At 53.7% G+C, this 23,018-nt stretch carries 17 protein-coding genes and 1 pseudogene; 14 read left to right on the plus strand and 4 right to left on the minus strand.

Annotation, left to right across the window (positions count from 1 at the left end):
- Window positions 1-112: 112 nt before the first annotated feature.
- On the plus strand, window positions 113-1,078 hold the full coding sequence (glk, locus tag M2422_RS20605) for a glucokinase (protein ID WP_064672926.1): 966 nt from the start codon (window positions 113-115) through the stop codon (window positions 1,076-1,078).
- Window positions 1,079-1,113: 35 nt separating this feature from the next.
- Here glk and M2422_RS20610 read toward each other — a convergent pair whose 3' ends face one another.
- Together M2422_RS20610 and M2422_RS20615 are read right to left on the minus strand one after the other, a co-directional pair.
- Entirely contained in the window at window positions 1,114-1,845 is a 732-nt protein-coding gene (locus M2422_RS20610) for a LytTR family DNA-binding domain-containing protein (RefSeq protein WP_033146137.1), read from the minus strand.
- A gap of 3 nt (window positions 1,846-1,848) precedes the next feature.
- Window positions 1,849-3,554 (minus strand): annotated as a pseudogene (locus M2422_RS20615) (LytS/YhcK type 5TM receptor domain-containing protein).
- A gap of 386 nt (window positions 3,555-3,940) precedes the next feature.
- On the opposite strand from M2422_RS20615, the gene alaC reads away from it, so the two are divergent.
- Entirely contained in the window at window positions 3,941-5,179 is a 1,239-nt protein-coding gene (alaC, locus tag M2422_RS20620) for an alanine transaminase (protein WP_023308710.1), read from the plus strand.
- A gap of 52 nt (window positions 5,180-5,231) precedes the next feature.
- On the opposite strand, the gene ypdK is transcribed toward alaC, so the two are convergent.
- Both ypdK and lpxP read right to left on the minus strand, forming a co-directional pair.
- Window positions 5,232-5,303 carry a membrane protein YpdK gene (gene ypdK / locus M2422_RS20625; protein ID WP_099458937.1) on the minus strand — a complete coding sequence of 24 codons (72 nt, stop codon included), beginning with the start codon at window positions 5,301-5,303 and terminating at the stop codon, window positions 5,232-5,234.
- Between the two features lie 357 nt (window positions 5,304-5,660).
- Window positions 5,661-6,581, minus strand: a complete 921-nt coding sequence (lpxP, locus tag M2422_RS20630; protein WP_024907634.1) for a kdo(2)-lipid IV(A) palmitoleoyltransferase — start codon at window positions 6,579-6,581, stop codon at window positions 5,661-5,663.
- Between the two features lie 12 nt (window positions 6,582-6,593).
- Here lpxP and M2422_RS20635 point away from each other — a divergent pair, with 12 nt between their 5' ends.
- From M2422_RS20635 to M2422_RS20690, 12 genes are all read left to right on the plus strand, one after another.
- Window positions 6,594-6,734 carry a hypothetical protein gene (locus M2422_RS20635; RefSeq protein ID WP_162531704.1) on the plus strand — a complete coding sequence of 47 codons (141 nt, stop codon included), beginning with the start codon at window positions 6,594-6,596 and terminating at the stop codon, window positions 6,732-6,734.
- Between the two features lie 632 nt (window positions 6,735-7,366).
- Window positions 7,367-7,864: a type VI secretion system contractile sheath small subunit gene (gene tssB, locus M2422_RS20640; protein ID WP_033146135.1), complete on the plus strand. Its 498-nt coding sequence runs from the start codon at window positions 7,367-7,369 to the stop codon at window positions 7,862-7,864.
- 32 nt (window positions 7,865-7,896) lie between these two features.
- Window positions 7,897-9,441: a type VI secretion system contractile sheath large subunit gene (gene tssC / locus M2422_RS20645; protein WP_134211255.1), complete on the plus strand. Its 1,545-nt coding sequence runs from the start codon at window positions 7,897-7,899 to the stop codon at window positions 9,439-9,441.
- A gap of 17 nt (window positions 9,442-9,458) precedes the next feature.
- Window positions 9,459-10,799, plus strand: a complete 1,341-nt coding sequence (tssK, locus tag M2422_RS20650) for a type VI secretion system baseplate subunit TssK (protein ID WP_064672922.1) — start codon at window positions 9,459-9,461, stop codon at window positions 10,797-10,799.
- Window positions 10,796-11,485, plus strand: coding sequence for a type VI secretion system protein TssL, short form (gene tssL, locus M2422_RS20655; protein WP_064672921.1), 690 nt, complete (start codon window positions 10,796-10,798; stop codon window positions 11,483-11,485). Before tssK ends, tssL begins: the two co-directional genes overlap by 4 nt.
- Window positions 11,482-13,188: an OmpA family protein gene (locus M2422_RS20660; protein WP_064672920.1), complete on the plus strand. Its 1,707-nt coding sequence runs from the start codon at window positions 11,482-11,484 to the stop codon at window positions 13,186-13,188. The genes tssL and M2422_RS20660 overlap by 4 nt, the downstream gene beginning before the upstream one ends.
- Before the next feature lie 5 nt (window positions 13,189-13,193).
- The gene (gene hcp, locus M2422_RS20665; RefSeq protein ID WP_023325816.1) at window positions 13,194-13,685 is read left to right on the plus strand and encodes a type VI secretion system effector Hcp; all 492 of its coding nucleotides are present in this window, start codon (window positions 13,194-13,196) and stop codon (window positions 13,683-13,685) included.
- A gap of 158 nt (window positions 13,686-13,843) precedes the next feature.
- Window positions 13,844-16,504: a type VI secretion system ATPase TssH gene (tssH, locus tag M2422_RS20670; RefSeq protein WP_064672919.1), complete on the plus strand. Its 2,661-nt coding sequence runs from the start codon at window positions 13,844-13,846 to the stop codon at window positions 16,502-16,504.
- The gene (locus tag M2422_RS20675; protein WP_064672918.1) at window positions 16,494-18,866 is read left to right on the plus strand and encodes a type VI secretion system Vgr family protein; all 2,373 of its coding nucleotides are present in this window, start codon (window positions 16,494-16,496) and stop codon (window positions 18,864-18,866) included. The genes tssH and M2422_RS20675 overlap by 11 nt, the downstream gene beginning before the upstream one ends.
- Window positions 18,867-18,883: 17 nt before the next feature.
- On the plus strand, window positions 18,884-19,150 hold the full coding sequence (locus M2422_RS20680; protein WP_064672917.1) for a PAAR domain-containing protein: 267 nt from the start codon (window positions 18,884-18,886) through the stop codon (window positions 19,148-19,150).
- A gap of 45 nt (window positions 19,151-19,195) precedes the next feature.
- Window positions 19,196-21,991: a T6SS effector BTH_I2691 family protein gene (locus M2422_RS20685; RefSeq protein ID WP_064672916.1), complete on the plus strand. Its 2,796-nt coding sequence runs from the start codon at window positions 19,196-19,198 to the stop codon at window positions 21,989-21,991.
- Window positions 21,988-22,950: a putative type VI secretion system effector gene (locus M2422_RS20690; protein ID WP_064672915.1), complete on the plus strand. Its 963-nt coding sequence runs from the start codon at window positions 21,988-21,990 to the stop codon at window positions 22,948-22,950. Before M2422_RS20685 ends, M2422_RS20690 begins: the two co-directional genes overlap by 4 nt.
- The last annotated feature ends 68 nt before the right edge of the window (window positions 22,951-23,018 follow it).

Consider the following 23,018-nt stretch of genomic DNA (forward strand, 5'->3'; position numbering starts at 1 on the left):
GTGACGAAGATCGATAATCCATGGGCATTCACCTTATGGCCGTTGTTGTTATCACGCCTTGAATTTACAGTGTCCCAAAGATTTATTCTGACTTTAGCGGAGCAGTAGAAGAATGACAAAGTATGCTTTGGTAGGTGATGTGGGCGGCACGAACGCGCGCCTCGCATTGTGCGATGTTAATAGCGGTGAGATTTCCCGGGCGAAAACCTATTCCGGGCTGGATTATCCAAGCCTTGAGGACGTTGTCCGCGTCTATCTGGAAGAGCATCAGGTGAGCGTTGAAGACGGCTGCATCGCGATTGCCTGCCCGATAACCGGCGACTGGGTCGCAATGACCAACCATACCTGGGCATTCTCTATCGCCGAGATGAAAAAAAACCTCGGTTTTTCCCATCTTGAAATCATCAATGACTTTACCGCGGTGTCCATGGCGATCCCAATGCTGAAGCCAGAGCATCTGATCCAGTTTGGCGGCGCTGAACCGGTCGAAGGCAAGCCGATTGCGGTTTACGGGGCCGGTACAGGCCTCGGCGTGTCGCATCTGGTGCATGTTGCTCAGCGCTGGGTGAGCCTGCCGGGTGAAGGCGGCCACGTAGACTTTGCGCCAAACAGCGAAGAAGAGGGGATTATCCTCGAAGAGTTACGCGCTGAGATCGGCCATGTCTCCGCCGAGCGCGTCCTTTCAGGTCCGGGGCTGGTGAACCTGTATCGGGCGATTGTGAAATCAGACGGCCGTCTGCCGGAAAACCTGCAGCCGAAAGACGTCACCGAACGCGCGCTGGCGGACAGCTGCATTGACTGTCGTCGTGCCCTGTCGCTGTTCTGCGTGATCATGGGACGTTTCGGCGGCAACCTGGCGCTGACGCTGGGCACCTTCGGTGGAGTCTATATCGCGGGCGGGATCGTACCGCGCTTCCTCGACTTCTTTAAAGCCTCGGGCTTCCGCGGCGGGTTTGAAGATAAAGGGCGTTTCAGAAGCTACGTGCAGGACATTCCGGTTTATCTGATCGTGCATGACAACCCGGGGCTGCTGGGTTCCGGGGCCCATCTGCGTCAGGTTCTCGGTCAAATCCTCTGATGCAGAGCCCTCTCCCGCAGGAGAGGGCCTTTTCTTTACAGGTGCATCAGCTGACGAAACTCTTTCACCTTGCTGCGGCTTACCGGCACCTGAAAATCCAGATCCTTCAGACGCAAAATGTAGGTGTTGTTAAACCACGGTTCGATCTCGCGGATCTTATTTAAATTCACGCAAAACGACCGGTGGCAGCGGAAAAAGTGGGCAGCCGGGAGCTTGCTGCAGAATTCGGTAATGTTCATCGCCATCACGTACGATTCCCGCCGCGTATAGACAAACGTCATCTTTTCGTGCGCTTCGGCGTAATAGATATCGTTAACCGGCGTCACGATGATGCGCTCGTCTTTGACCAGATTAATGGTGTCGTTTTCGCGTACCGTTGGGGTGGCGCTAGCGGGAGCGGTCTGCTGCTGCCAGGCGGCCTCCAGCTTTTGCAGCATGCTGACAATCCGCGACTCCTGATAAGGCTTAAGAATATAGTCAAACGCCTCCAGCTCGAAGGCCTCTACCGCGTGCTCTTTCCAGGCGGTAACGAAAACGATAAACGGCTTATGGGCAAACTGATTGATGTTTTGCGCCAGCAATACGCCATCCAGCGACGGGATATTGATATCCAGGAAAATGGCGTCGACCCGGTTATGCTGCAAAAATTTCAGCACGTCCAGTCCATCATCAAACGTGCCCACAATCTCCATCTGGCTGTGGGTTTTGATAAGCCAGGTGAGCTCCTGCTGAGCCAGGAATTCATCCTCTACGATGATAACTTTCATGGGTTACTCCACCTGGGGCAACAGTGATGTCGTCGTATGCGCGCGCGAGCGCTCATTCGGGACGTAAAAAGCAATTTCGGTGCCCGGCTCAAGACGTTGAATATGCAGACCGTCGCCGTAAAGCAGCTTGACCCGGTGGTGCACGTTCAGCAGACCGATTTTATTCCCCGGCATCTCGTTAGACTCCACGCGCTCAATGACTTTTGGATCAATCCCGTGGCCGGTATCGCGCACGGCAATCCGCACCCGGTTGCCGCTTTCGGTGACGCTAATGGTGACGACGCCTTTGCCTTTACAGGGCTGAATACCGTGAACAATCGCGTTTTCGACCAGCGGCTGAATAAGCAGGCTCGGGATCACGCAGTTGACCTCTTCATCAATATCGTAAATGACCGTGAGCTTGTCGCCAAAGCGGGCCTGCTCAATAGCGATGTAGTCCTTGATCTGATACAGCTCTTTTTTGATGTCGATATGCTCGTCATCTTTCAGCTCGATGTTGTAGCGCAGATAGCGCGACAGGTTAAAAATCAGCTGGCGCGCGGTGTCCGGATTAAGGCGAATGGACGAGGAGATAGCGTTCAGCGCGTTAAACAGGAAATGGGGATTGATTTTACTCTGCAGCGCGCGCAGTTCTGCCTTATTTGCCATCTCGCGCAGCTGTTCCGCGCGCGAAACCTCAAGCTGGGTGGAGATTATCTGCGACAGGCCGATGGCCATCTCCTGCAGCGTCGAGGTGATCTGATGCGCGTGGCAGTAATAAATTTTCAGCGTGCCCGTCACGACGCCTTTCTCCCACAGCGGGATGACCAGCATCGAGTGAATTTCCGGCGTTCGGTGGGCTTCATCATTGTTTTTAATAATGATTTTACCGTAGTTAATCGCCTGTCTGGTGGTCGGGCTTATGGTGTCATCGTTGTCGCGATAGTTGTGCTCCCCGACGCCAACGTAGGCCAGCACGTGGTCAATATTGGTGATGGCGACGGCGTCAGCGTGGATGTCATGGCGAATGATCTCGCAGACCTGACGCAACGATTCCGCGTTAACGTGGCGGAAGAGAGGCAGCGTTTTGTTGGCGATATCCAGCGCCAGCTTGGCCTGACGGGCGGCGCTGGCCTCTTTTTCCCCTTCAACGCTTTGCACCAGCAGCACGATAAACCGATGCACACGCTGCCCAGGATCATCGGAATACCGATTTTCGAGACGATATCCAGCCCCAGCGCGGTGGTGGGGGCCCAGACGACGACCAGGATCATGGTCAGCGTTTCGCACACCATGCCTGCGACGATCCCGGCACGCCAGCGCTGTTTTTTCGGGATTTTGCGGCTGATCCAGCCGGAAAGCACCCCGGCGATAATGCTGGTGATAAAGCACGGCACCGCCGTTACGCCACCGATATCAATCAGATAGCGGTGCGTCCCGGCAATCAGACCGGTGATGACGCCCACCCACGGACCAAACAAAATCCCGCCGGACATGACGGCGATAATGCGCACGTTAACCAGCGAACCCTCTACCGGCACGCCGGACCAGGTGCTGAACAGGGCGAACAGCGAAAAGATGGCGGTAACGGCCAGCAGCTCTTTTGGCGAGTGGGCTGATTTGTGCAGCAGCTCGCGAAACAGGCGAATGCGAATGAGGAAGAACAGGCAAATCAGCATTAATGCCGCACGGTCAAAAACCGCCAGCAGCATAGTGAATATTTCGTGCACGAGTAGACCTGGGAAAACGGGAAAGAACCATGATAAAAAACCTGGCGCGTATTGACCAGCTATCCGTCAGGTTTATCAAATGAGGAAAAACCATAATTTTGAAAGGGGATTATCTGGCGATGACCGAGGCGTCCTGTTTTTTTCTTATCGGCGCATCGTCAGGTAACTGGTTTGATATCATCCTGTTAAATAACAGCTATCAGACAGCCGTTCCCGAAACAGGGGCTTCCGCTTTTAGGCGCAGCCGGGTTCCGCTTTTTAGTCGATCGCTTTTTTTTTATTTCCCTCTCGACAGCATGATTTTTTTCAGGTTATTTTCTAGTCATGCCACATCAGTGGCAGCGTCGCTCGGACGGTCCGGGCGCTAACGTTAATCTGAGGAATCTATGGCTGAATTCAGTCCTGAACGCCGTTTTACGCGTATCGATCGTCTCCCCCCTTATGTTTTCAATATCACTGCTGAACTGAAAATGGCTGCGCGTCGGCGCGGCGAAGATATTATCGATTTCAGCATGGGTAACCCTGACGGCCCAACGCCACCGCATATCGTTGAAAAGCTCTGCACGGTTGCCCAGCGCCCGGATACGCACGGCTACTCGACCTCTCGCGGTATTCCCAGGTTACGTCGCGCGATCTCGCGCTGGTATCAGGATCGCTATCAGGTTGATATCGATCCGGAAAGTGAAGCGATTGTCACCATCGGCTCGAAAGAGGGGCTGGCACACCTGATGCTGGCCACGCTGGATCATGGCGACACGGTGCTGGTCCCTAATCCAAGCTACCCGATTCATATCTACGGCGCGGTGATTGCCGGGGCGCAGGTCCGTTCTGTGCCGCTTGTGGAAGGTGTCGATTTCTTTAACGAACTGGAACGTGCGATTCGCGAAAGCTATCCGAAACCCAAGATGATGATCCTCGGTTTCCCGTCGAACCCAACGGCGCAGTGCGTGGAGCTTGATTTCTTCGAGAAAGTGGTTGCGCTGGCCAAGCGTTATGACGTGCTGGTGGTTCACGATTTAGCCTATGCAGATATCGTCTATGACGGCTGGAAAGCTCCGTCGATTATGCAGGTCCCGGGCGCGCGTGATGTGGCGGTAGAGTTCTTCACCCTGTCGAAAAGCTACAACATGGCGGGCTGGCGTATTGGCTTTATGGTGGGTAACAAAACGCTGGTGAGTGCCCTGGCGCGCATTAAGAGTTACCACGACTACGGTACCTTCACGCCGCTGCAGGTCGCCGCTATCGCTGCCCTGGAAGGCGACCAGCAGTGCGTCCACGAGATTGCCGCCCAGTATAAGCGCCGCCGCGACGTGCTGGTAAAAGGGTTGCATGAAGCGGGCTGGATGGTGGAAATGCCGAAGGCGTCTATGTACGTCTGGGCAAAAATTCCGGAGCCCTATGCGGCGATGGGATCGCTGGAGTTTGCTAAAAAGCTGCTTCAGGATGCAAAGGTGTGTGTCTCGCCTGGCATTGGATTCGGTGATTATGGCGACACCCATGTGCGATTTGCCCTGATTGAAAACAGCGACCGTATTCGTCAGGCGGTGAGGGGCATCAAGAGTATGTTCCGGGCCGACGGTCTTCTGACCTCAAAGAGCGTCGCTGAACATCCCGCGTCGTCATGACATAAAAAAACAGGAGCCGATGGCTCCTGTTTTTTTGACTGCATGTTCTTCACTAGATCATCAGGGCAAAGGTTCCGGCCCAGACTAAAACAATCACCGAAATGCCCATAAAGAAATATTTCACGTTTCATCGCTCCGCGTATCTTGTGGTACGCATTTAAAAACAGAGTCCACCTGATTATAGAGAACTGAAATCCGGTCAAAACGGAAATGAGAATTTTCCCGTTATGCCGTTAACTCCAGCTCAGAATTCTGTGCTTTCCTGTTGCCAGACGGCGCTAATGTACGCTTAAAAATGAGGGGTGACAAGAGGGATTTTTTTAAATAATTTCCGTCACTTACGAGTGTCGTGGAACGGCGACAGTTTGATTTCACTTCGCAATAAATTCACTTTGGGCGACGCATTGAAAGACAGTTACTCAGCGGGAAGACAGGTGATTGAAAAGGTTAGTTTCTTAGCGAAACTAACCTTCATGAAGGGCTAAATATAGAGCGAGGCTTCGCCAAGAGGGCGGGTTTTGAAACGACGATGCATCCACAGATATTGCTCTGGCGCGCGCATGATTTCAGTTTCGATGACTTTATTGATAAACGCTGCCGCTTCGCACTCGTTTTCCGGATAGTTAGCCATTTCCGGGGAGATGTGCAGGCGGTAGCCTGACTTATCTGCTTTTCTCACCATCGTCACGGTCAGCATGGAGGCACCAGACAGACGCGAAATGACAAAGGTGCCGTTAGTCGTAGCAACGTCTTTCACCGCAAAGAAAGGCGCAAAGCTGCTGCCTTTACGTCCATAATCCTGATCGGGTGCAAACCAGACGGCTTCTCCTTTCTTGAGAGCACCGACCATACCGCGCAGGTTATTACGGCTGATCATCGCCTTATTGGAACGCATACGGCCTCGCGTCTGCACCCATTCCATAAGCGCACTGTTGTGCGGTCTGTAGGTTGCCATCATTGGCTGGCAAAGCCCCATCACGCGGCCGCCCAGCTCCAGCGACATAAAGTGAACGCCGACGACCATCACGCCGCGTTTTTGCATCTGCGCGCGTTTAAGGTTATCCAGGCCTTCCACGTCAAACCATTTGCGGACACGTTCATCTGGCCAAAACCATGCCATGCCGGTTTCAAGCAGCGCCATGCCGATAGACTTGAAGTTTTCAGCGATGAGTTTCTCACGCTCCTCTGCATTGTACTGCGGAAAACAAAGCTCAATATTTTTACGCGCGATGGATTCGCGACGTTTCAGGAAAACGCGGGAAGCGCTGCCCAGTTTTGACCCCAGCAAGCGCAGGACAGGGTACGGAAGTTGAACCAGCAACCAGAGTACGCCAAGGCCAAACCATGTAAACCAGTAACGCGGGTGTAAAAACGCACGTTGAAATTTGGATTGAGACAAAATAGTAGAACCTATGTGAAGCCTGTAAAGGTAGCGCAGAGTTTGCGATACGACGTGCCGATAAGACCGTTCTTCAAGGTGATGGTTGCAGGCTTTACCGAACTTTACGGCGGCGTTGCCTGGCCACTGCTGATTTGGGCGGGCGGCGTAATGTAGCACCGTTATACGATATGTGCTATTACTCGTTTTTGATTAAAAAAGCGGCGATCCGGGAGGTGTTTGATTTTACACTGTATAAACTCCAGAAGGGAGAGCAGTTCTCATGCCTGAGAGGAGAACTGAAGTCTTTGCGCAAGGAGGAGTGGGCCGACAAAAGAGCAGCAGTGTTTATTTTCGGACCCGCATCTACATTTTATTTTCCTTCGAATAATAAATAAGAATTTTCTTTGTGAAAATTCTTATTTATTATTCATGTTATCAATCAATTCGTCACTCTTCTTCATTCATTAACCTCTGTCATTTATCTGCTTGCAATAACCTGTTGCCGTTCCTTCATCTTTTTTTAATATCATGTTGTGATGCAAATCAAAACAAGATGGTTTTATTAGCATCTCTCTGGCTGCGATCCTTCTTACGGTACAAATATTCGCTTTGCGTGAAAAAAGCAGTGTCTTTCCCTGAGCTGAACGGATAATCCGTAATAATATAATAGTGGAAAATTCTTAAGAAATTTCTCATTACGGATAAATGATCTGTGTATTTGATTTTGCATCGATCATTATTCTAATATTGCGCATCAAGAACGATACCGTGAAGTTGGCGTAGCAAAAACAAAGAGGGATGATGAGATGGCTGACAGTTTTCAGAATGAGGTGCCTAAGGCACGTATTAACCTGAAGCTTGACCTGCATACAGGCGGGGCAAGCAAGAAAATGGAATTACCGCTGAAATTACTGGTTGCGGGTGATTTCAGTAATGGACAAGAGTCTGCTCAAATATCTGAGCGTGAGAAAGTTAACATCACGAAAAATAATTTCGACAGTGTTCTTTCTGAATACTCCCCAAAACTTAATCTAACCGTTAAAAATACGCTCTCTGATGATGGTGGTGAGGAAAATGTTCAGCTGACTTTCCAGAGCATGAAAGATTTCACGCCAGAGCAGGTGGCTGCTCAGATACCGCAGCTGAAGGCGATGTTGGCGATGCGCAACTTGCTTCGCGATCTGAAGGCCAATTTGCTGGATAACCAGACTTTCCGAAAAGAGCTGGAAAAAATCCTCCTGGACCAGTCCCTTAGTGCTGAACTGCGAAACGAACTATCCGCACTGGCATCAAGAAAATCGTAACCATCACGCTGTTTTAACGGATTAAACAAGGAATGCTCATGTCTGTACAAAATAATATTGCCGGTAGTGAAAGCGTGGTGCTGGAACGTCCTGCTGCGGGTGGGGTTTACGCCTCCCTGTTTGAGAAAATCAATCTCAATCCTGTCTCCGAGTTGAGCGCGTTAGACCTCTGGCAAGATGCGCAGGCGATGTCAGATGCAACCGCTGATGAGCGTCTGACTGCAGGTATGCAGGTTTTTCTGGAATGTCTGACCAAAGCAGGCGCGAAGGTCGAAAAACTGGATAAAAGCCTTATCGATCATCACATCGCTGAGCTCGATTACCAGATCAGCCGCCAGCTGGACGCGGTTATGCACCATGACGAGTTTCAGGCGGTCGAAAGCCTGTGGCGTGGGGTGAAATCACTGATTGATAAAACAGATTTTCGCCAGAACGTGAAAATTGAGCTTCTGAGTATGTCCAAAGAAGACCTGCGGCAGGACTTTGAAGATACCCCGGAAATCATCCAGAGTGGTCTGTATAAACACACCTACATTGATGAATATGATACTCCAGGCGGCGAGCCGATTGCGGCACTGATTTCCGCTTACGAGTTTGATGCTTCAGCGCAGGATATCGCTCTGCTTCGCAACATCTCTAAGGTATCCGCTGCTGCACATATGCCGTTTATCGGCTCAGCAGGCCCGAAATTCTTCCTTAAAGAGTCCATGGAAGACGTCGCGGCGATTAAAGATATTGGTAATTATTTTGACCGCGCAGAGTACATCAAGTGGAAATCGTTCCGCGATACTGATGACGCTCGCTACATCGGCCTGGTCATGCCGCGCGTATTGGGACGTTTACCGTATGGCCCGGACACCGTTCCGGTTCGCAGCTTCAACTATGTCGAAGAAGTCAAAGGTCCCGATCACGACAAATACCTGTGGACCAATGCATCGTTTGCCTTCGCGTCCAATATGGTGCGCAGCTTTATCAATAATGGCTGGTGTGTACAAATCCGTGGCCCGCAGGCTGGTGGTGCGGTTCAGGACCTGCCTATCCATCTGTACGATCTCGGTACCGGCAACCAGGTAAAAATCCCGAGCGAAGTGATGATTCCCGAAACCCGCGAATTCGAATTCGCGAATCTGGGCTTCATTCCTTTGTCCTACTACAAAAACCGCGACTACGCGTGCTTCTTCTCAGCCAACTCCACTCAGAAACCGGCGCTGTATGACACCGCTGATGCGACGGCGAACAGCCGCATCAACGCCCGTCTTCCGTACATCTTCCTGCTGTCACGTATCGCCCACTACCTGAAGCTGATTCAGCGCGAGAACATTGGTACCACGAAGGACCGCCGACTGCTTGAACTGGAGCTGAACACGTGGGTCCGCAGCCTGGTGACCGAAATGACCGATCCGGGCGACGAGTTGCAGGCTTCTCACCCGCTGCGCGACGCGAAGGTGGTAGTGGAAGACATCGAAGACAACCCGGGCTTCTTCCGCGTGAAGCTGTACGCCGTTCCGCACTTCCAGGTGGAGGGCATGGACGTCAATCTGTCGCTGGTTTCCCAGATGCCGAAAGCGAAATCGTAAAAACAGGCAGGAAGCCGATGAAAACGGAACAACCGTTATGGGGTAGGGGCATTATGGTCTCTCCCCAGCATTTTCAGCAACAGGTCGCGTATGCGGCCTGGTCTGCCGAATGTATTGCCCGGCTGGGCCTCTCCTGTCCATGGGGGGTAATTAATGCCACCTTCGAACCGGAAGCTCTCAGGCTTGGACGTCTGCAGGCCCATCATCTGCATGTCCGTTTTCAGGACGGTACGCTGATTGATACAGATAATGCCGATACTCTGCCTCCGGTCCTGTCGCTTGAAAGCGAATCGCAGGAGGTGACGGTGGTACTGGCACTCCCACTACTGCGGTCGAACGGCGGCAACTGTCTGAAACCCGAAGAAGTAGCCGAGCGTCCGGTGCGATATCGTCAGCGCTGGCGGGATGTGCGCAATGCCTATGGAGATGACACCCGTCAGATTGCCGTAATGCAGCCCGAACTGACCCTGCGTTTTGCGCGTCAGAACAACAGCGATTACCTGATTTGTCCGGTCGCCCGACTGCAGCAAGACTCGCAGGGTACATGGCAATTAGATGAGACGTTTCTTCCTCCACTGTTGACTCTCCAGGGCAGCCGTTGGCTGGTTACCCAGCTTGAACAACTCATGACTCAACTGCGGGCCCGTCTGTGCCGTCTAATGGCGATGCGGCGTGAAAGCAATGAACGAATGGCAGACTTCGCCGTGGCCGATGTATCACTGTTCTGGCTGCTCAACGCGCTGAACAGCGCTGAGCCCGTGCTTGGCCAGTTCCAGCGGAACCTGCAAAGCCCGCCGGAGCGGCTTTATCCGGAACTTTCTCGACTGGCAGGGAGCCTGCTGACTTTCTCTCTGGAACATCAGGTGAGCGCTATACCGATCTGGCACCACGAGCAACTCAATACAGTTTTTCCGCCGCTGTTCGATTTGCTTGGCGATCTGCTTGAAGCCAGCTTACCGTCCCGCGTGGTGGCCCTGTCACTCGACTATGACCCACGGCTGCACTTCTGGCAGGCTCGACTGCATGACCCGCGTCTGCGCGAAGGGGCTGATTACTATCTCTCTGTTCGCTCGCCGATCCCGGTAGCGCAACTGCAGGAACAGTTCCCGCGTCAGTGTAAGGTGGGCAGTCCTGACCATGTGCGGGGGATCGTCAACTCTTCCCGCGTGGGCGTGCCGTTGATGCCATTGCGCCATGTACCAGCCGCCATTCCGCTGCGCCTGGAAAATCAGTATTTCAGTCTCGATCTCTCCCATCCTCTGGCGACTGAGATGCTCCAAAGTGGGTCGTGTATGTTTTACGTCCCGGGCATGCTGGGCGAGCCTGAACTTGAACTCTTTGCGGTACTGAGAACATGAGTGAACGTAAACACGGCGCTGCCGTATCTGTTGATATTGACGCCCTGCTGCAGGATACCTGGCTGCAGGTCATTAGCCTTCGCCATGGACCGCAGTTTCAGGAAGGTGAAGGTCGGATTTTGTGGGAGCGCTGTATCGCTGACGTGGAGCGCGTTCAGCGCGAACTGAAAGCGAGTGAACTCGACGAAGCCAGCTGTGAGCATATCCTCACTGCACAATGTGCATTGCTTGACGAGGCGGTCAAAGGACGAGGTGTGGAGGATGACGCCTGTGTGCAGTGGTATGACATTCCCCTGCAGGGACACTTCCTCGGCACGATGGACGCCGGCGACACCCTGTGCGACAGAATGCGCGATGTCCTGCGTGAACCTGCACCAGACAATGCCGTACTGACCTGCTTCCAGCGGGTAATGATGCTTGGATTTCTGGGAAGTTTCCGCTCGCTGAACGATCCTGAACGCCAGAAGCTGGTCAGCGCGCTCAGTGAACATGTCGCGCCGTTCAGCTATCCGCAGACCCACCCTGTTCTGGCAGAAAGCCGTGCCGGGTGGGGAATGGGCGGATGGCTCGCATCATGGCCTGCACGTATTGGACTATGCGTGATTGTTCTTGCCGCGCTCTGGTGGGGACTGGATCGTTGGCTCGATCAGATGCTGCTGACCCTGCTGCCGGGAGCCATAAAATGAGTCCTGCACAACAGCGCGGGCTTGCGCTGTGGGCAGCCCTGCTGAGCGCAGTGGTCTGTCTGGCTTTTCTGCCGGTATCCCGGCTGGCTTCAGTGCTCGTTCTGCTGGTGATGCTCGGATTCATCATCGTGTCCTGGTATATCGCCAAACCTTGTGCGGAGCATGACGTCACCCTGCTTCTGGATGACCTTCCTGAAGCCACTTACCGTCAGCCCGTGGTGCTGGTTTGTGGCGATCTGCCGCTGACCTGGCCTCAGCAGTCAGCAGTACTCATCGTCACGCAGGGATGCTGGATCCGCGTTGAGGATCATCAGGATCTGGAGCAGGTTGCCCGTCAGGTACTGTGGCAGCGTCCGGACTGGGGACGTCAGATGTCAGTGATGGTCAGTGTCTGCCCGCAGAAACACGTTGACAGTGAAGCCCTGACAAGTCGTCTGCTGGCTCTGCGCTGGCAAATCAGCCAGTTGCGTAAAGAAACAGGACATTCTGTGCCATTGATTTTGAATGGTCAGATCGGCAGCGCGATGACGGATGACATGCTCTGGCAGGCCGCTATGCCGGGTGAAGGGTGGACCGTCTGGCGTGAGTCGAGTGCGCCTTGTTCAATTGCCGCGTGGGTCTCCACTGGCGGTGCGCCTGTGATGCAGCAGCAGGTGCTGATGAACAGCCTGATGAGGTGGTTCCATCAGCATGTCCAGGCGGTATTCATCGATGATAATCCTGATGTTCCGGCCATTGCACCTGCAGCGCTGCTGTGGGGAATGGGACCGATTCTTGCCGGAAGCCTTGCATCATCAGCCTGGACGGCGTGGTTATCGCGTCATACTGCCATGCAGCAGGTGACCGGCTGGCAGCCCAGGGGGACGGACAGTACGGTGATCTCACCCTTACCGGATTTCATCCTGCCGCTGCTACCGGAGAGAAGTGGACTCACTCCCGGGGCCCGCACCTGGCGCTGTGCCCTTGGCCTTTTCACACTGGCGACCATCGCCGCGCTGCTCAGCAGTGGCTGGAACAATCGCCAGCTGCTGCATCGCGTGAGCTTCGATATAGCCCGTTATGACAGCCTCTCCATGGATGACTACGGCCCGAAGGCTAGCGCCGTAGCGGCCCTTCGTGAGAATGCGGCGCTGCTGGATGACTATGCACGTAACGGCGTACCGGCCCGACTGGGTCTGGGGCTTTATCAGGGGGAACGTCTACGGATGCCCCTTCTGGAAGCGATCCGCTCGTATATGCCGCCGCCTCCTAAACCGCAGCCAACCCCAAAACCGGTGCCGAAAATTGTGAGGCTCGACAGCATGTCACTGTTCGATTCCGGCAAGTTCGAGCTGAAGGCGGGTTCCACCAAAATGCTGGTGAATTCACTGGTTGGCATCAAAGCGAAGCCCGGCTGGCTGATTGTCGTGTCAGGGCATACCGATAACACCGGCAATCCGCAACTAAACCAGACGTTGTCTCTGAAACGTGCCGAAGCGGTGCGCAGCTGGATGCGTGACACCGGCGACGTGCCGGAAAGCTGTTTTGCGGTGCAGGGCTATGGCGAAAGCCGCCCTGTCGCAACCAACGACACCCCGGAAGGGCGTGCGCTTAACCGCCGTGTCGAAATCAGTCTGGTACCGCAGGCAAGTGCCTGTCAGATACCCGGCAAACACATGGCGCCATCGCAGGATGATGGCGTCTCAGAAAATAAAACGGAGTAATTAACATGGCAATTCCTGTTTATCTTTGGCTGAAGGACGACGGCGGCGCGGACATCAAAGGGTCTGTTGACGTTCAGGATCGTGAAGGCAGCATCGAAGTGGTTGCACAGGAGCATAACCTGTACATCCCGACCGACAACAATACCGGCAAGCTGACCGGCACCCGCATCCACACGCCGTTCCTGTTCACGAAGGAAATCGATTCCTCCAGCCCGTACCTGTACAAGGCGGTGACCACGGGTCAGACCCTAAAATCCGCTGAGTTCAAGTGGTACAAAATCAACGACGCGGGCCAGGAAGTGGAGTACTTCAACACCAAACTGGAAAACGTGAAGGTAGTGAAAGTGAATCCTGAAATGTATGACATCAAGGATCCTTCTAAAGAGAAGCACAACCACCTTGAACGCGTTGAACTGCGTTACGAAAAAATCACCTGGACCTACAAAGACGGCAACATCATTCATTCCGACTCCTGGAACGAACGCGCCACGGCGTAATCCTGATGCGGGCAGGTTTTCCTGTCCGCAGTTTTTTGCTGAATGCCTGAGATGCGGGCACTCAGCAAAGAAAAAACAATCTGCCTGCCTGACCTTATGCGCTTTGGTGAACAGCGAGGGGCGGTAGCGTGTCCAGGAACCGACAAAGAGAGAATCTCATGGAAAATCCAGCCATCCTGTTACGTCGTCTGAACCCTTACTGTGCCCGTGCGATGGAAGGCGCGGCGTCGCTCTGCCAGACCCGCGCCCATGCGGAAATTTTGCCGGAGCACTGGCTGCTAAAACTGCTGGAGCAGGGGGAAGGTGACCTGACGGTGTTGGCGCGTCGCTATGAATGGGATATGGATGGCATCTGGCAGGATTTGCTTGGCTGGCTCGACAGACAACCTCGCTCCGTGCGCCATCGCCCCCAGCTGTCTGATGCCATTCAGACGCTGATGCAGGAAGCCTGGATGATTGCCTCCCTTAATAGCGAAGAGCACATTCGCAGCGTCCATCTGCTGATGGCCCTGGTGGAAAAACCAAAACTGGCACGTTGTGACGGCCTTTGGCCGTTGTTAACGCTTGCTCAAAGCCAGCTGGAGCGCCTGCGGCCTTTGTTGGATGCGCAATCGGATGAACGTCTGGAAATGCAGCGCGAAGCTGAACTGGCGCAGAACCACGGTGGTGAGATGGAATTTGTCGGGCGTCCGGCTGGTGTGGAAATGAAAGAGGGGGAACTGAGCCCTGCGCTGCAGAACGCGCTGGATAAATTCACCCTTGATGTCACTGCCAAAGCGAAGGAAGGGAAGATCGATCCTGTGTTTGGCCGCGACACAGAAATCCGCCAGATGGTGGACATCCTTTCCCGCCGCCGTAAAAACAATCCGATCCTGGTCGGCGAGCCGGGCGTGGGGAAAACTGCACTGGTTGAAGGTCTGGCGTTGCGTATAACCGAGGGTAATGTGCCGGAATCCCTCAAAACGGTCACTCTCCGCACCCTTGACCTGGGTCTGCTGCAGGCTGGCGCGGGCGTGAAAGGTGAGTTCGAACAGCGTCTGAAAAACGTCATCGACGCGGTGCAGCAATCGCCTGTACCTGTTCTGCTTTTTATTGATGAAGCGCATACCATCATTGGCGCAGGTAATCAGGCGGGTGGTGCAGATGCGGCCAACCTGCTGAAACCGGCGCTGGCGCGTGGCGAACTGCGTACTATTGCGGCCACCACCTGGTCTGAATACAAACAATACTTCGAGCGTGACGCCGCCCTGGAACGTCGTTTCCAGATGGTAAAAGTGGATGAGCCTGACGATGACACTGCCTGCCTGATGCTCCGTGGCCTGAAATCCCGCTATGCCGAACACCACAATGTGCATATCACCGACGATGCGGTTCGTGCGGCAGTTACTCTTTCACGTCGTTATCTGACCGGGCGTCAGCTTCCTGATAAAGCGGTCGATCTGCTGGACACCGCTGCCGCACGCGTGCGTATGAGCCTCGACACCGTACCGGAACAGCTAACCCGACTTCGCGCGAGTATCGCTGCGCTCGACATGGAGAAGCAGGCGTTACTGGAAGATATCGCCATTGGCAATCAGTGTCATGCCGAGCGTTTAAGCGAGATTGAGCAGGAAGAGGTGCGCCAGATAGTGACACTCGACGAACTGGAAACCCAGTACGGTCAGGAGATAAAACTCACCGAGCAGCTACGCGAAAGCCGTCAGGATATATCACGCCAGCGTGAGACTCACAGGCTGCAACAGGAGCTTAACGAGATGCAGCGCAGCAACCCGCTGCTCTCCCTGGATGTGGATGTCCGCACCGTTGCCAACGTGATTGCCGACTGGACAGGCGTGCCGTTGTCATCACTGATGAAGGACGAGCAGACCGAACTGCTGACTCTGGAAAATGAAATCGGTAAACGTGTGGTTGGGCAGGATGTGGCGCTTGAGGCTATCGCCCGGCGTCTGCGTGCGGCAAAAACAGGCCTTACGTCCGAGAACGGTCCGTTGGGCGTATTCCTGTTGGTAGGACCGAGCGGCGTGGGGAAAACCGAAACAGCGCTTGCGCTGGCCGATGTCATGTACGGCGGTGAGAAGTCACTCATTACGATTAACCTTTCTGAATACCAGGAAGCGCACACGGTTTCCCAGCTGAAAGGCTCGCCGCCGGGCTACGTGGGTTACGGCCAGGGCGGTATCCTCACCGAAGCTGTGCGCAAGCGTCCGTACAGCGTGGTGCTGCTGGATGAAGTGGAAAAAGCGCACCGTGACGTGATGAACCTCTTCTATCAGGTCTTCGACCGCGGATTTATGCGCGACGGCGAAGGGCGCGAAATCGACTTTCGCAATACCGTAATCCTCATGACCTCCAACCTTGGCAGCGACTACCTGATGCAGCTGCTCGATGAAAAGCCGAATGTCACCGAAGGGGACCTCCATGAACTGCTGCGCCCAATCCTGCGAGATCATTTCCAGCCCGCGTTACTCGCCCGCTTCCAGACGGTCATTTACCGTCCGCTGGCTGAAGCAGCCATGCGTACCATTGTGGAAATGAAACTGTCACAGGTCAGCAAGCGCTTGCACCGCCACTACGGGCTGACCACGCAAATTGACGAGAGTCTCTATGACGCGCTGACCACAACCTGCTTGCTGCCGGATACGGGGGCGCGTAACGTTGACAGTCTGCTGAATCAACAAATTCTGCCGGTGCTGAGTCAGCAATTGCTCACCCACATGGCCGCAAAACAGAAACCAGCGTCGTTACGCCTTGGCTGGGATGATGAAGAAGGGATCGGCCTGGAATTTGAATGGAGTCAGGGGGTAACGTATGAGCACTAATCCTCCGATCAGATACAGCCACAACCACCACCTGCTCGTGGTGAAAGGCTGTGAAGCCGAACCCGATGTGCTGGCTTTTGTTGGCGACGAAGCCCTGAGCCGACCATTCAGCTACCGTGTTGAGTTCACCAGCCGCGACCACGGCATCAGCAAAGAGATGATGCTGATGAAGCCCGGCTCGCTGACGCTGCAGGCCCCGGTTGACCAGGGTTACGGTATCAAAATCCAGCAGCCGCTGCGGGTGATTCAGGGAGTGGTGACCGGTTTTGAACGTCTCGGCACCTCAAAAGATGAAACCCATTACGCCCTGACGCTCCGGCCCCGTCTGGCACTGCTTGACCGTTCGCACCAGAACGCCATTTACCAGGACATGTCGGTCCCGCAAATTGTGGAGAAAATCCTGCGCGAGCGTCACGGCATGCGCGGTCAGGATTTTCTGTTCTCGCTCACAAAAGAGTATCCGCGCCGTGAGCAGGTGATGCAGTACGGCGAGGACGATCTGCACTTCATCACCCGCCTGCTGGGCGAAGTGGGCATCTGGTTTCGCTTCACCACCGACACGCGCCTGAATATTGATGTGGTGGAATTTTACGACAGCCAGCAGGGTTACGAGAAAGGCCTGAGCCTGCCGTCGGTGCCGCCGTCCGGCCAGCATTCACAGGGTGTGGACTCGGTGTGGGGGATGGAGAGTCATCACAGCGTGGTGCAGAAGCAGGTCAGCACCCGCGACTACAACTACCGTCAGGCCACGGAGAATATGAATACTTTGGTTGACGTCACCCGGGGGGACGCGACCACGTACGGGGAAGCGTACCACTATGCCGATAATTATCTGACGCCGGGCAGCGCGTATGACCTCAATCCGGCGCCCGAGTCCGGTGCGTTTTATGCCCGCATCCGGCATGAGCGTTACCTGAATGGCCAGACGCAGACCCGGGCCATCACCAGCAGTCCGGCGCTCTCTCCGGGGATGCTGCTGAAAGTCACCGGCGGGTATGAAGTGGCTGACGTGTTTGCGCATGGCGTGGTTATCACGGCGATGCACACATATGCCCGCCGTGATAAGGACTTTGCGGTTGATTTTTACGGCATTCCGGACAGCACCGATTTTGGTTTCCGCCCGGAACCTGGCTCACGCCCGGTGATGGCCGGGACGCTGCCGGCACGCGTCACCAGCACCACCGAAAATGACACCTACGGCCATATCGATAAGGACGGCCGCTACCGCGTCAACATGCTGTTTGACAGGGACAGCTGGGAAACCGGGTTCGAGAGCCTGTGGGTGCGCCAGTCCCGCCCGTATGCCGGCGACACCTACGGCCTGCACCTGCCGCTGCTGGCGGGCGCCGAAGTGGCGATTGGCTTTGAGGACGGTAACCCGGACAGGCCGTACATCTCCGGCGTGCTGCACGACTCGGCCCACGGCGACCACGTCACTATCCGTAATTACAAACGCAACGTCCTGCGTACCCCGGCGAACAACAAAATCCGCCTTGATGACGAGCGCGGAAAAGAGCATATCAAGGTCAGCACCGAGTACGGTGGCAAGAGCCAGCTGAATCTCGGTCACCTGGTCGACAGCGAAAAACAGCAGCGTGGTGAGGGGTTTGAGCTCAGGACGGACAGCTGGGGCGCGATACGGGCGCAGAAAGGGCTGTTTATCAGCGCTGACGGGCAGACAAAGGCGCAAGGACTTCAGCGCGAAATGCAGGCTGCGCTCAAAGAACTTGACGCTGCCAGAGAGGTGACTTCTGGATTACGTCACGCCGCTCAGGCAGCCCAGGCGGAATTAGCCGACCTTGAGAAACAGACAGCATTAATGAATCAAACGCTTAGTGATCTTAAGCAGCAAGCGTTACTTCTGTCCGCTCCTTCAGGAATTGCGCAGGTCACTCCAGCGAGTGTACAAGTCTCGGCGGGGGAAAATCTAATTGTTACTGCTGGGCAAAATGCAGATATTAGCATTGCCAAAAAATTTACTCTGGCGGTGGGCGATATTCTGAGCTTATTTGCACATAAACTGGGAATAAAAATGTATGCCTCAGAGGGAAAAGTAGACATTCAGGCACAGTCTGACGCACTGAATTTATTTGCTAAAGAAAATCTTTCAGTCGCCAGTTCAGACAACAGTGTTGTTATATCAGCTAAGAAAGAAATCTTTTTGGTTTGTGGTGGGTCATTTATACGGTTAAGTGATGCGGGGGTTGAAGTTGGTACTGGGAAAAACGTTACGTTGAAATGCATTGCAGTTCAACAGCAGTCTGCGGCGACTTTAAATTCAACGCTTTCGCTACCTTCTGGCTGCAAAGCTGGGATCATTTCTGCAGCCCAACAGCAAGGGGCTGTAGTTATGCTTAGCTAATAACTGAGGGGAAAAAGATGACAAGAAAATTAGCTGTTTTGGGTGACAGTACGAGTAATGGAAAAATAATTTCTGCAACTGCGAGTTATTTCAGTGGGGGAAGGCAGGTGGCGCAAAATAATGATAAAGCTATCTGTACTGTCTGTAAAGGGACATTCCCCATCCAGGCCACTGCCGTGGGTATTGTCAGTAATGGCATACTTCTGGTTCAGGATCAGGACCGTGTGCTTTGCCAGTGTTCCGGCCATAAGGTGATTGCAGGCTCTAATTTTTTCACTGGCTAATTAAGCCGTTTTTATTTTCAGGCTTACTGAATAAAGGACGTGAATATGGCATGTCAGGGATTATGCACAACAAAAGGCCTGACGGTACTGCCCGTACGCTATGCCGTTGTGCCGGAAAATATTAATACTGCTTTACCGGGATGGGCGAACGATCCGTGCATTACCGGCATTGCCCTTGACAATAACGAAAAGTACACCCTCCGTGCGCTTCGTCAGGGTTATCTTTACGTTTTCTATGAAAAAGGGAAACAGGGCACCCATTACTGGCAGTGCTACAGCGTTGCGCCGGATGGCTCACTGTGGCTGCAGCAGGTGGCATCTAACCCCGCCCCGGTGGATAAGGCGCTGTGTGAAACGGGCGAACATATTGCGCAAAACGTTGAGTTTATGAGCATTGAGTCACCGGATAAGTGCGGCAATGTGTGGTTTGCGTTCAGCCAGTATCCGTGGGAACAGGAGACGCTTGAACGGTACCGCTCAGACTCCAAAGTCCGCAGTGAGAGAATGCAGAAAGTTATACCTTCGGTGTCGGGGGCCCAGCGCACCAAAACAGGGAGCGATGTCACAGAAGCAAGCCTGAACCAGGTGCTGGACTATCAGATGCCTTCTGTTTCAGGGCTGCTGCCCGGTCCGGATGATGCGAAAATTGTAAATGTCAGCCGGGTATCGTCGCTCTGGGATCCGACGGTGGATGATCCCTGGCGGGTCAATAATGATGTGGTGAAAATGCAGTCCAGCCTGTATCCCTGGGCAAAAAAACGCAGCGGCTGTGCAGCGGCGACGGTTACGGCCATGCAAAACCGAAGTAAGGGGATGACGCCGCTGCTGCTTCCACTCTGGGATCCGGTGGGGATTGTCCATGAGCTAAACGGGTGGAGTCAGGATGTGCTGGGGCGTCAGGCGCAGTTTCTGCAGGAGCGGGAGCTTGAGTTCGCCACAAAAACCAGTCTTGATGCATTAAAAACGATGCTGGCTGACAAAGCGCAGGCACGTGGTGAGGAGGTGCTGGAGCGATTTGCTCAGCCCGGAAGCGCGATGTTGTCGGATAAATATCTTGATGCCCGTCTGAAAACGCTGGAGCAACGTTTTCAGGGCAAGCCAGACGTACTGACGCAAATAAGAGCTGACGACAGGCTGGTCAGGGCGTGGCGCGCACAAAATGTGACAGTCACTTACCCGGAAAATGTTTTGCTGGATCCGCCGGAGCCGCTGGCGCTTCACCAGCAGAAGGTAGCAGCCATTAAAGCGCAGGTGGATAAGGAGCTGGCGGAACGCCCACAGAACTTTACTGATGCCCGGGCCAGAAGCTGGGTACCCTATCAGGAAAAGCTCAACACTGCCCGACAGGCGAATTTTGATACCTGCTACACGAGCCTGGTTGACACGGTTAACGCTATCTTCCAGAAGCGTATCGTCAGCGTGGTGAACTGGCTCAGTGCGCCGCTGCTGCTGGCAGTACTGGATGATTTACACTGTGAGGCGCAGCGGGCAGGGCTGTTCTACCAGTCAGCGGTGGGGATGGCGATGCACGGGATTAACAGCTGTCCGGCAGGTGCCGCAAAGATAGACGGCTGGTGGAAGACGTACAGCGCTAAAAACCGTGAGAACCTGCTGTGGCGGCACGTGGCGGCCAATAGCCCGCAGTTAATCAGCGAGCTGGAGCCGTATCTGGCAACGGTAAAAGCAAAAAAAGACGAAGACGTCTCTCCGCTGACGGCGACCGCCATGACGGCCGCCCTGATGCAGCAGGTCGGCAACATGAAAAATCTGGTGGGGTATTACCAGAAATCGCTGTCCACGGTGGTGAAGGGACTGCAGGAAAATGCCAGCAAACTGGAAGTGCAGCTCTTCAGTACGGATGCGTTTATTGTCACGGTGGGAGACAGGATAAGCCGTATTCTGCGGGTGGATAAGGCGGGCGAGAAGCTGGCAACCACGGCGTTCAGGCTGATATTTATGGTAAGAGCAGGGATACCGTCAGAGACCGTCCACACGTTAGTGAATGAGTACCTCCGGGATGCCCCGGCGTTACGCCAGACGGTGCTGGAAGGTATCCGCCACAGCGAACGCTTTATGGCAAACCGGAATGACGTCACCGCGAATAGACAGAGGATGAGCAGCAGGCTGGAAGAGTATTTTTCAACAGAAAAAGGCAGGGGCGAATACCGGCTGGCACGGATAAACAGCCTGTTGCTGGTGCTGAACGCGATGGATTTTATCTACCTGTGCGGACAGGTCAGGGATGAGAAGAAGCCGCTGGCGAGCCTGCTGGCCAGCGGTCTGGCGATAGTGAGCCAGGGGACGACGGTTATTTTACCGGCAATAGAAAAAGGGCTGGAAGCCGGTAAGCTTACGGTAGCATGGGTCAAGGGCGTTGGGGCGGCTGCAGGTGGGTTTGCTTCGGCGATTTCGTTATACACGGATTGGTGTTCATTACGGTCCGAGTTTCAGAATAATCGTTTTTGCCTGATGGGTGTGATGGGGTTGAAAACAATTGTGGATGCCCTTGCTGTCACAAAATCAGTTGGTCTTCTGCTGGAGGCTATAAGTTCTGTTTTAGAAGTTAAAAGTAAAGAGAAAGTATCAAAAATAATCGGATTAGGTGGTAAATATATAGCCGACAAACTGGTAAAAAAATATTTTGGAGTCAGAATCTTGTCGATTTTACTGACCTGGGAAGCCATGGTGGCAATAACTTTGCTGCAGGTGGTGGTGACCTGGATATCGGATGATGAGCTTCAGGTATGGTGTGAGAAATGCGTATTTGGCGCAGCACCCTTCAACCGCAGTTTGGCAGACCAGAATAAAGCCCTGGAGGCAGCGATAAAGGATATAGCATGAATTCAGAAGCGCAGCATCAGATATGTTCCCGATTTGTTAAGCCAGAGAAATTAGCAGACCTGCGTATAAAGCAGGAGATTGAGGTGATGAACGGCAGGCCATGGACGCGGGAGCTTCCCCCTCCGCCGGTATTGCCGCCTTATGGTCCTCTGGAGAAAATTTCAGGGCAACTGGAAGCTTTTCGCTATGAGAAATTCAGTGAGTATTTTGATGCCGATGCCTACCGGACCCACTCTGTGCCGGAGGTAACTGACGGGCAGCGAGGTGCGGCGGCGGCGGCGGCGATTGTTGCAGGGAGCCCGGGAGTCGGTGCTGTAATGATGACTGAAAGCGAATCTTCAAATGATTCGGCAGAATATGTGCAGGGGCTAATTAATGGCAAGCCCTTCCGCGGCTGGGTGGGGGTAACCCGACTAAAAGCGGGAGATAACGTAGACATGATCGCCGAGTGGCAGCATGACCATTATGAGGTCTATGCCATTGCGTTACCGGAAGAGCGGATAGTATCCATATGTCCGAAATGTGATATGGGGCATATTGCGCATATGCTCTGCCGGATTAAAAATATGTTTATTCTCACGGGAATTCTTCTTTTTATGATACTTTTTACGGGAGTTCTTAGTGAAGTGATTGATGGTGCCTGGCAGGGGCTTGTGTCATTTATAACCATATATTTTTGGTTGTATGTTATGGTGTTTTTGGGAGGGATGGGGGTCTCAGGGTTAATTGCATTCTTTGCTTATAAAGCCTGTGCTTCCACTTGCTGTAAACTGGCAGAGGAAATTTTTCATTTGATGGGGGTGATGGATGTTTCAACAGTAAATCTCAACAAGCTGACAAAACAACGTGAGCAGCAATTAAAAGATAATGGAAGATGGCATGACCCAAATGATAAAAGCAAACCAGCCTGTCCCAGCGGGAAGTTCATTTATTCCGATGAAAGCTGGTTTTACTACTAGCTAAATAAAATACAGTTGTGATTCCTGTCATTATTGTAATGCCGAGTGCGAATTTGCGATGGTAAAAC

This window comes from Enterobacter sp. SLBN-59 (assembly GCF_024807915.1).
Lineage (GTDB): Bacteria > Pseudomonadota > Gammaproteobacteria > Enterobacterales > Enterobacteriaceae > Enterobacter > Enterobacter asburiae_B.

What these genes read in the sequence shown, in the direction of transcription:
- glk (WP_064672926.1), top strand. Translation starts at nt 113, where the DNA reads ATGACAAAGTATGCTTTGGTAGGTGATGTGGGCGGCACGAACGCGCGC.
- M2422_RS20610 (WP_033146137.1), bottom strand. Translation starts at nt 1,845, where the DNA reads ATGAAAGTTATCATCGTAGAGGATGAATTCCTGGCTCAGCAGGAGCTC.
- alaC (WP_023308710.1), top strand. Translation starts at nt 3,941, where the DNA reads ATGGCTGAATTCAGTCCTGAACGCCGTTTTACGCGTATCGATCGTCTC.
- tssB (WP_033146135.1), top strand. Translation starts at nt 7,367, where the DNA reads ATGGCTGACAGTTTTCAGAATGAGGTGCCTAAGGCACGTATTAACCTG.
- tssC (WP_134211255.1), top strand. Translation starts at nt 7,897, where the DNA reads ATGCTCATGTCTGTACAAAATAATATTGCCGGTAGTGAAAGCGTGGTG.
- tssK (WP_064672922.1), top strand. Translation starts at nt 9,459, where the DNA reads ATGAAAACGGAACAACCGTTATGGGGTAGGGGCATTATGGTCTCTCCC.
- tssL (WP_064672921.1), top strand. Translation starts at nt 10,796, where the DNA reads ATGAGTGAACGTAAACACGGCGCTGCCGTATCTGTTGATATTGACGCC.
- M2422_RS20660 (WP_064672920.1), top strand. Translation starts at nt 11,482, where the DNA reads ATGAGTCCTGCACAACAGCGCGGGCTTGCGCTGTGGGCAGCCCTGCTG.
- hcp (WP_023325816.1), top strand. Translation starts at nt 13,194, where the DNA reads ATGGCAATTCCTGTTTATCTTTGGCTGAAGGACGACGGCGGCGCGGAC.
- tssH (WP_064672919.1), top strand. Translation starts at nt 13,844, where the DNA reads ATGGAAAATCCAGCCATCCTGTTACGTCGTCTGAACCCTTACTGTGCC.
- M2422_RS20675 (WP_064672918.1), top strand. Translation starts at nt 16,494, where the DNA reads ATGAGCACTAATCCTCCGATCAGATACAGCCACAACCACCACCTGCTC.
- M2422_RS20680 (WP_064672917.1), top strand. Translation starts at nt 18,884, where the DNA reads ATGACAAGAAAATTAGCTGTTTTGGGTGACAGTACGAGTAATGGAAAA.
- M2422_RS20685 (WP_064672916.1), top strand. Translation starts at nt 19,196, where the DNA reads ATGGCATGTCAGGGATTATGCACAACAAAAGGCCTGACGGTACTGCCC.
- M2422_RS20690 (WP_064672915.1), top strand. Translation starts at nt 21,988, where the DNA reads ATGAATTCAGAAGCGCAGCATCAGATATGTTCCCGATTTGTTAAGCCA.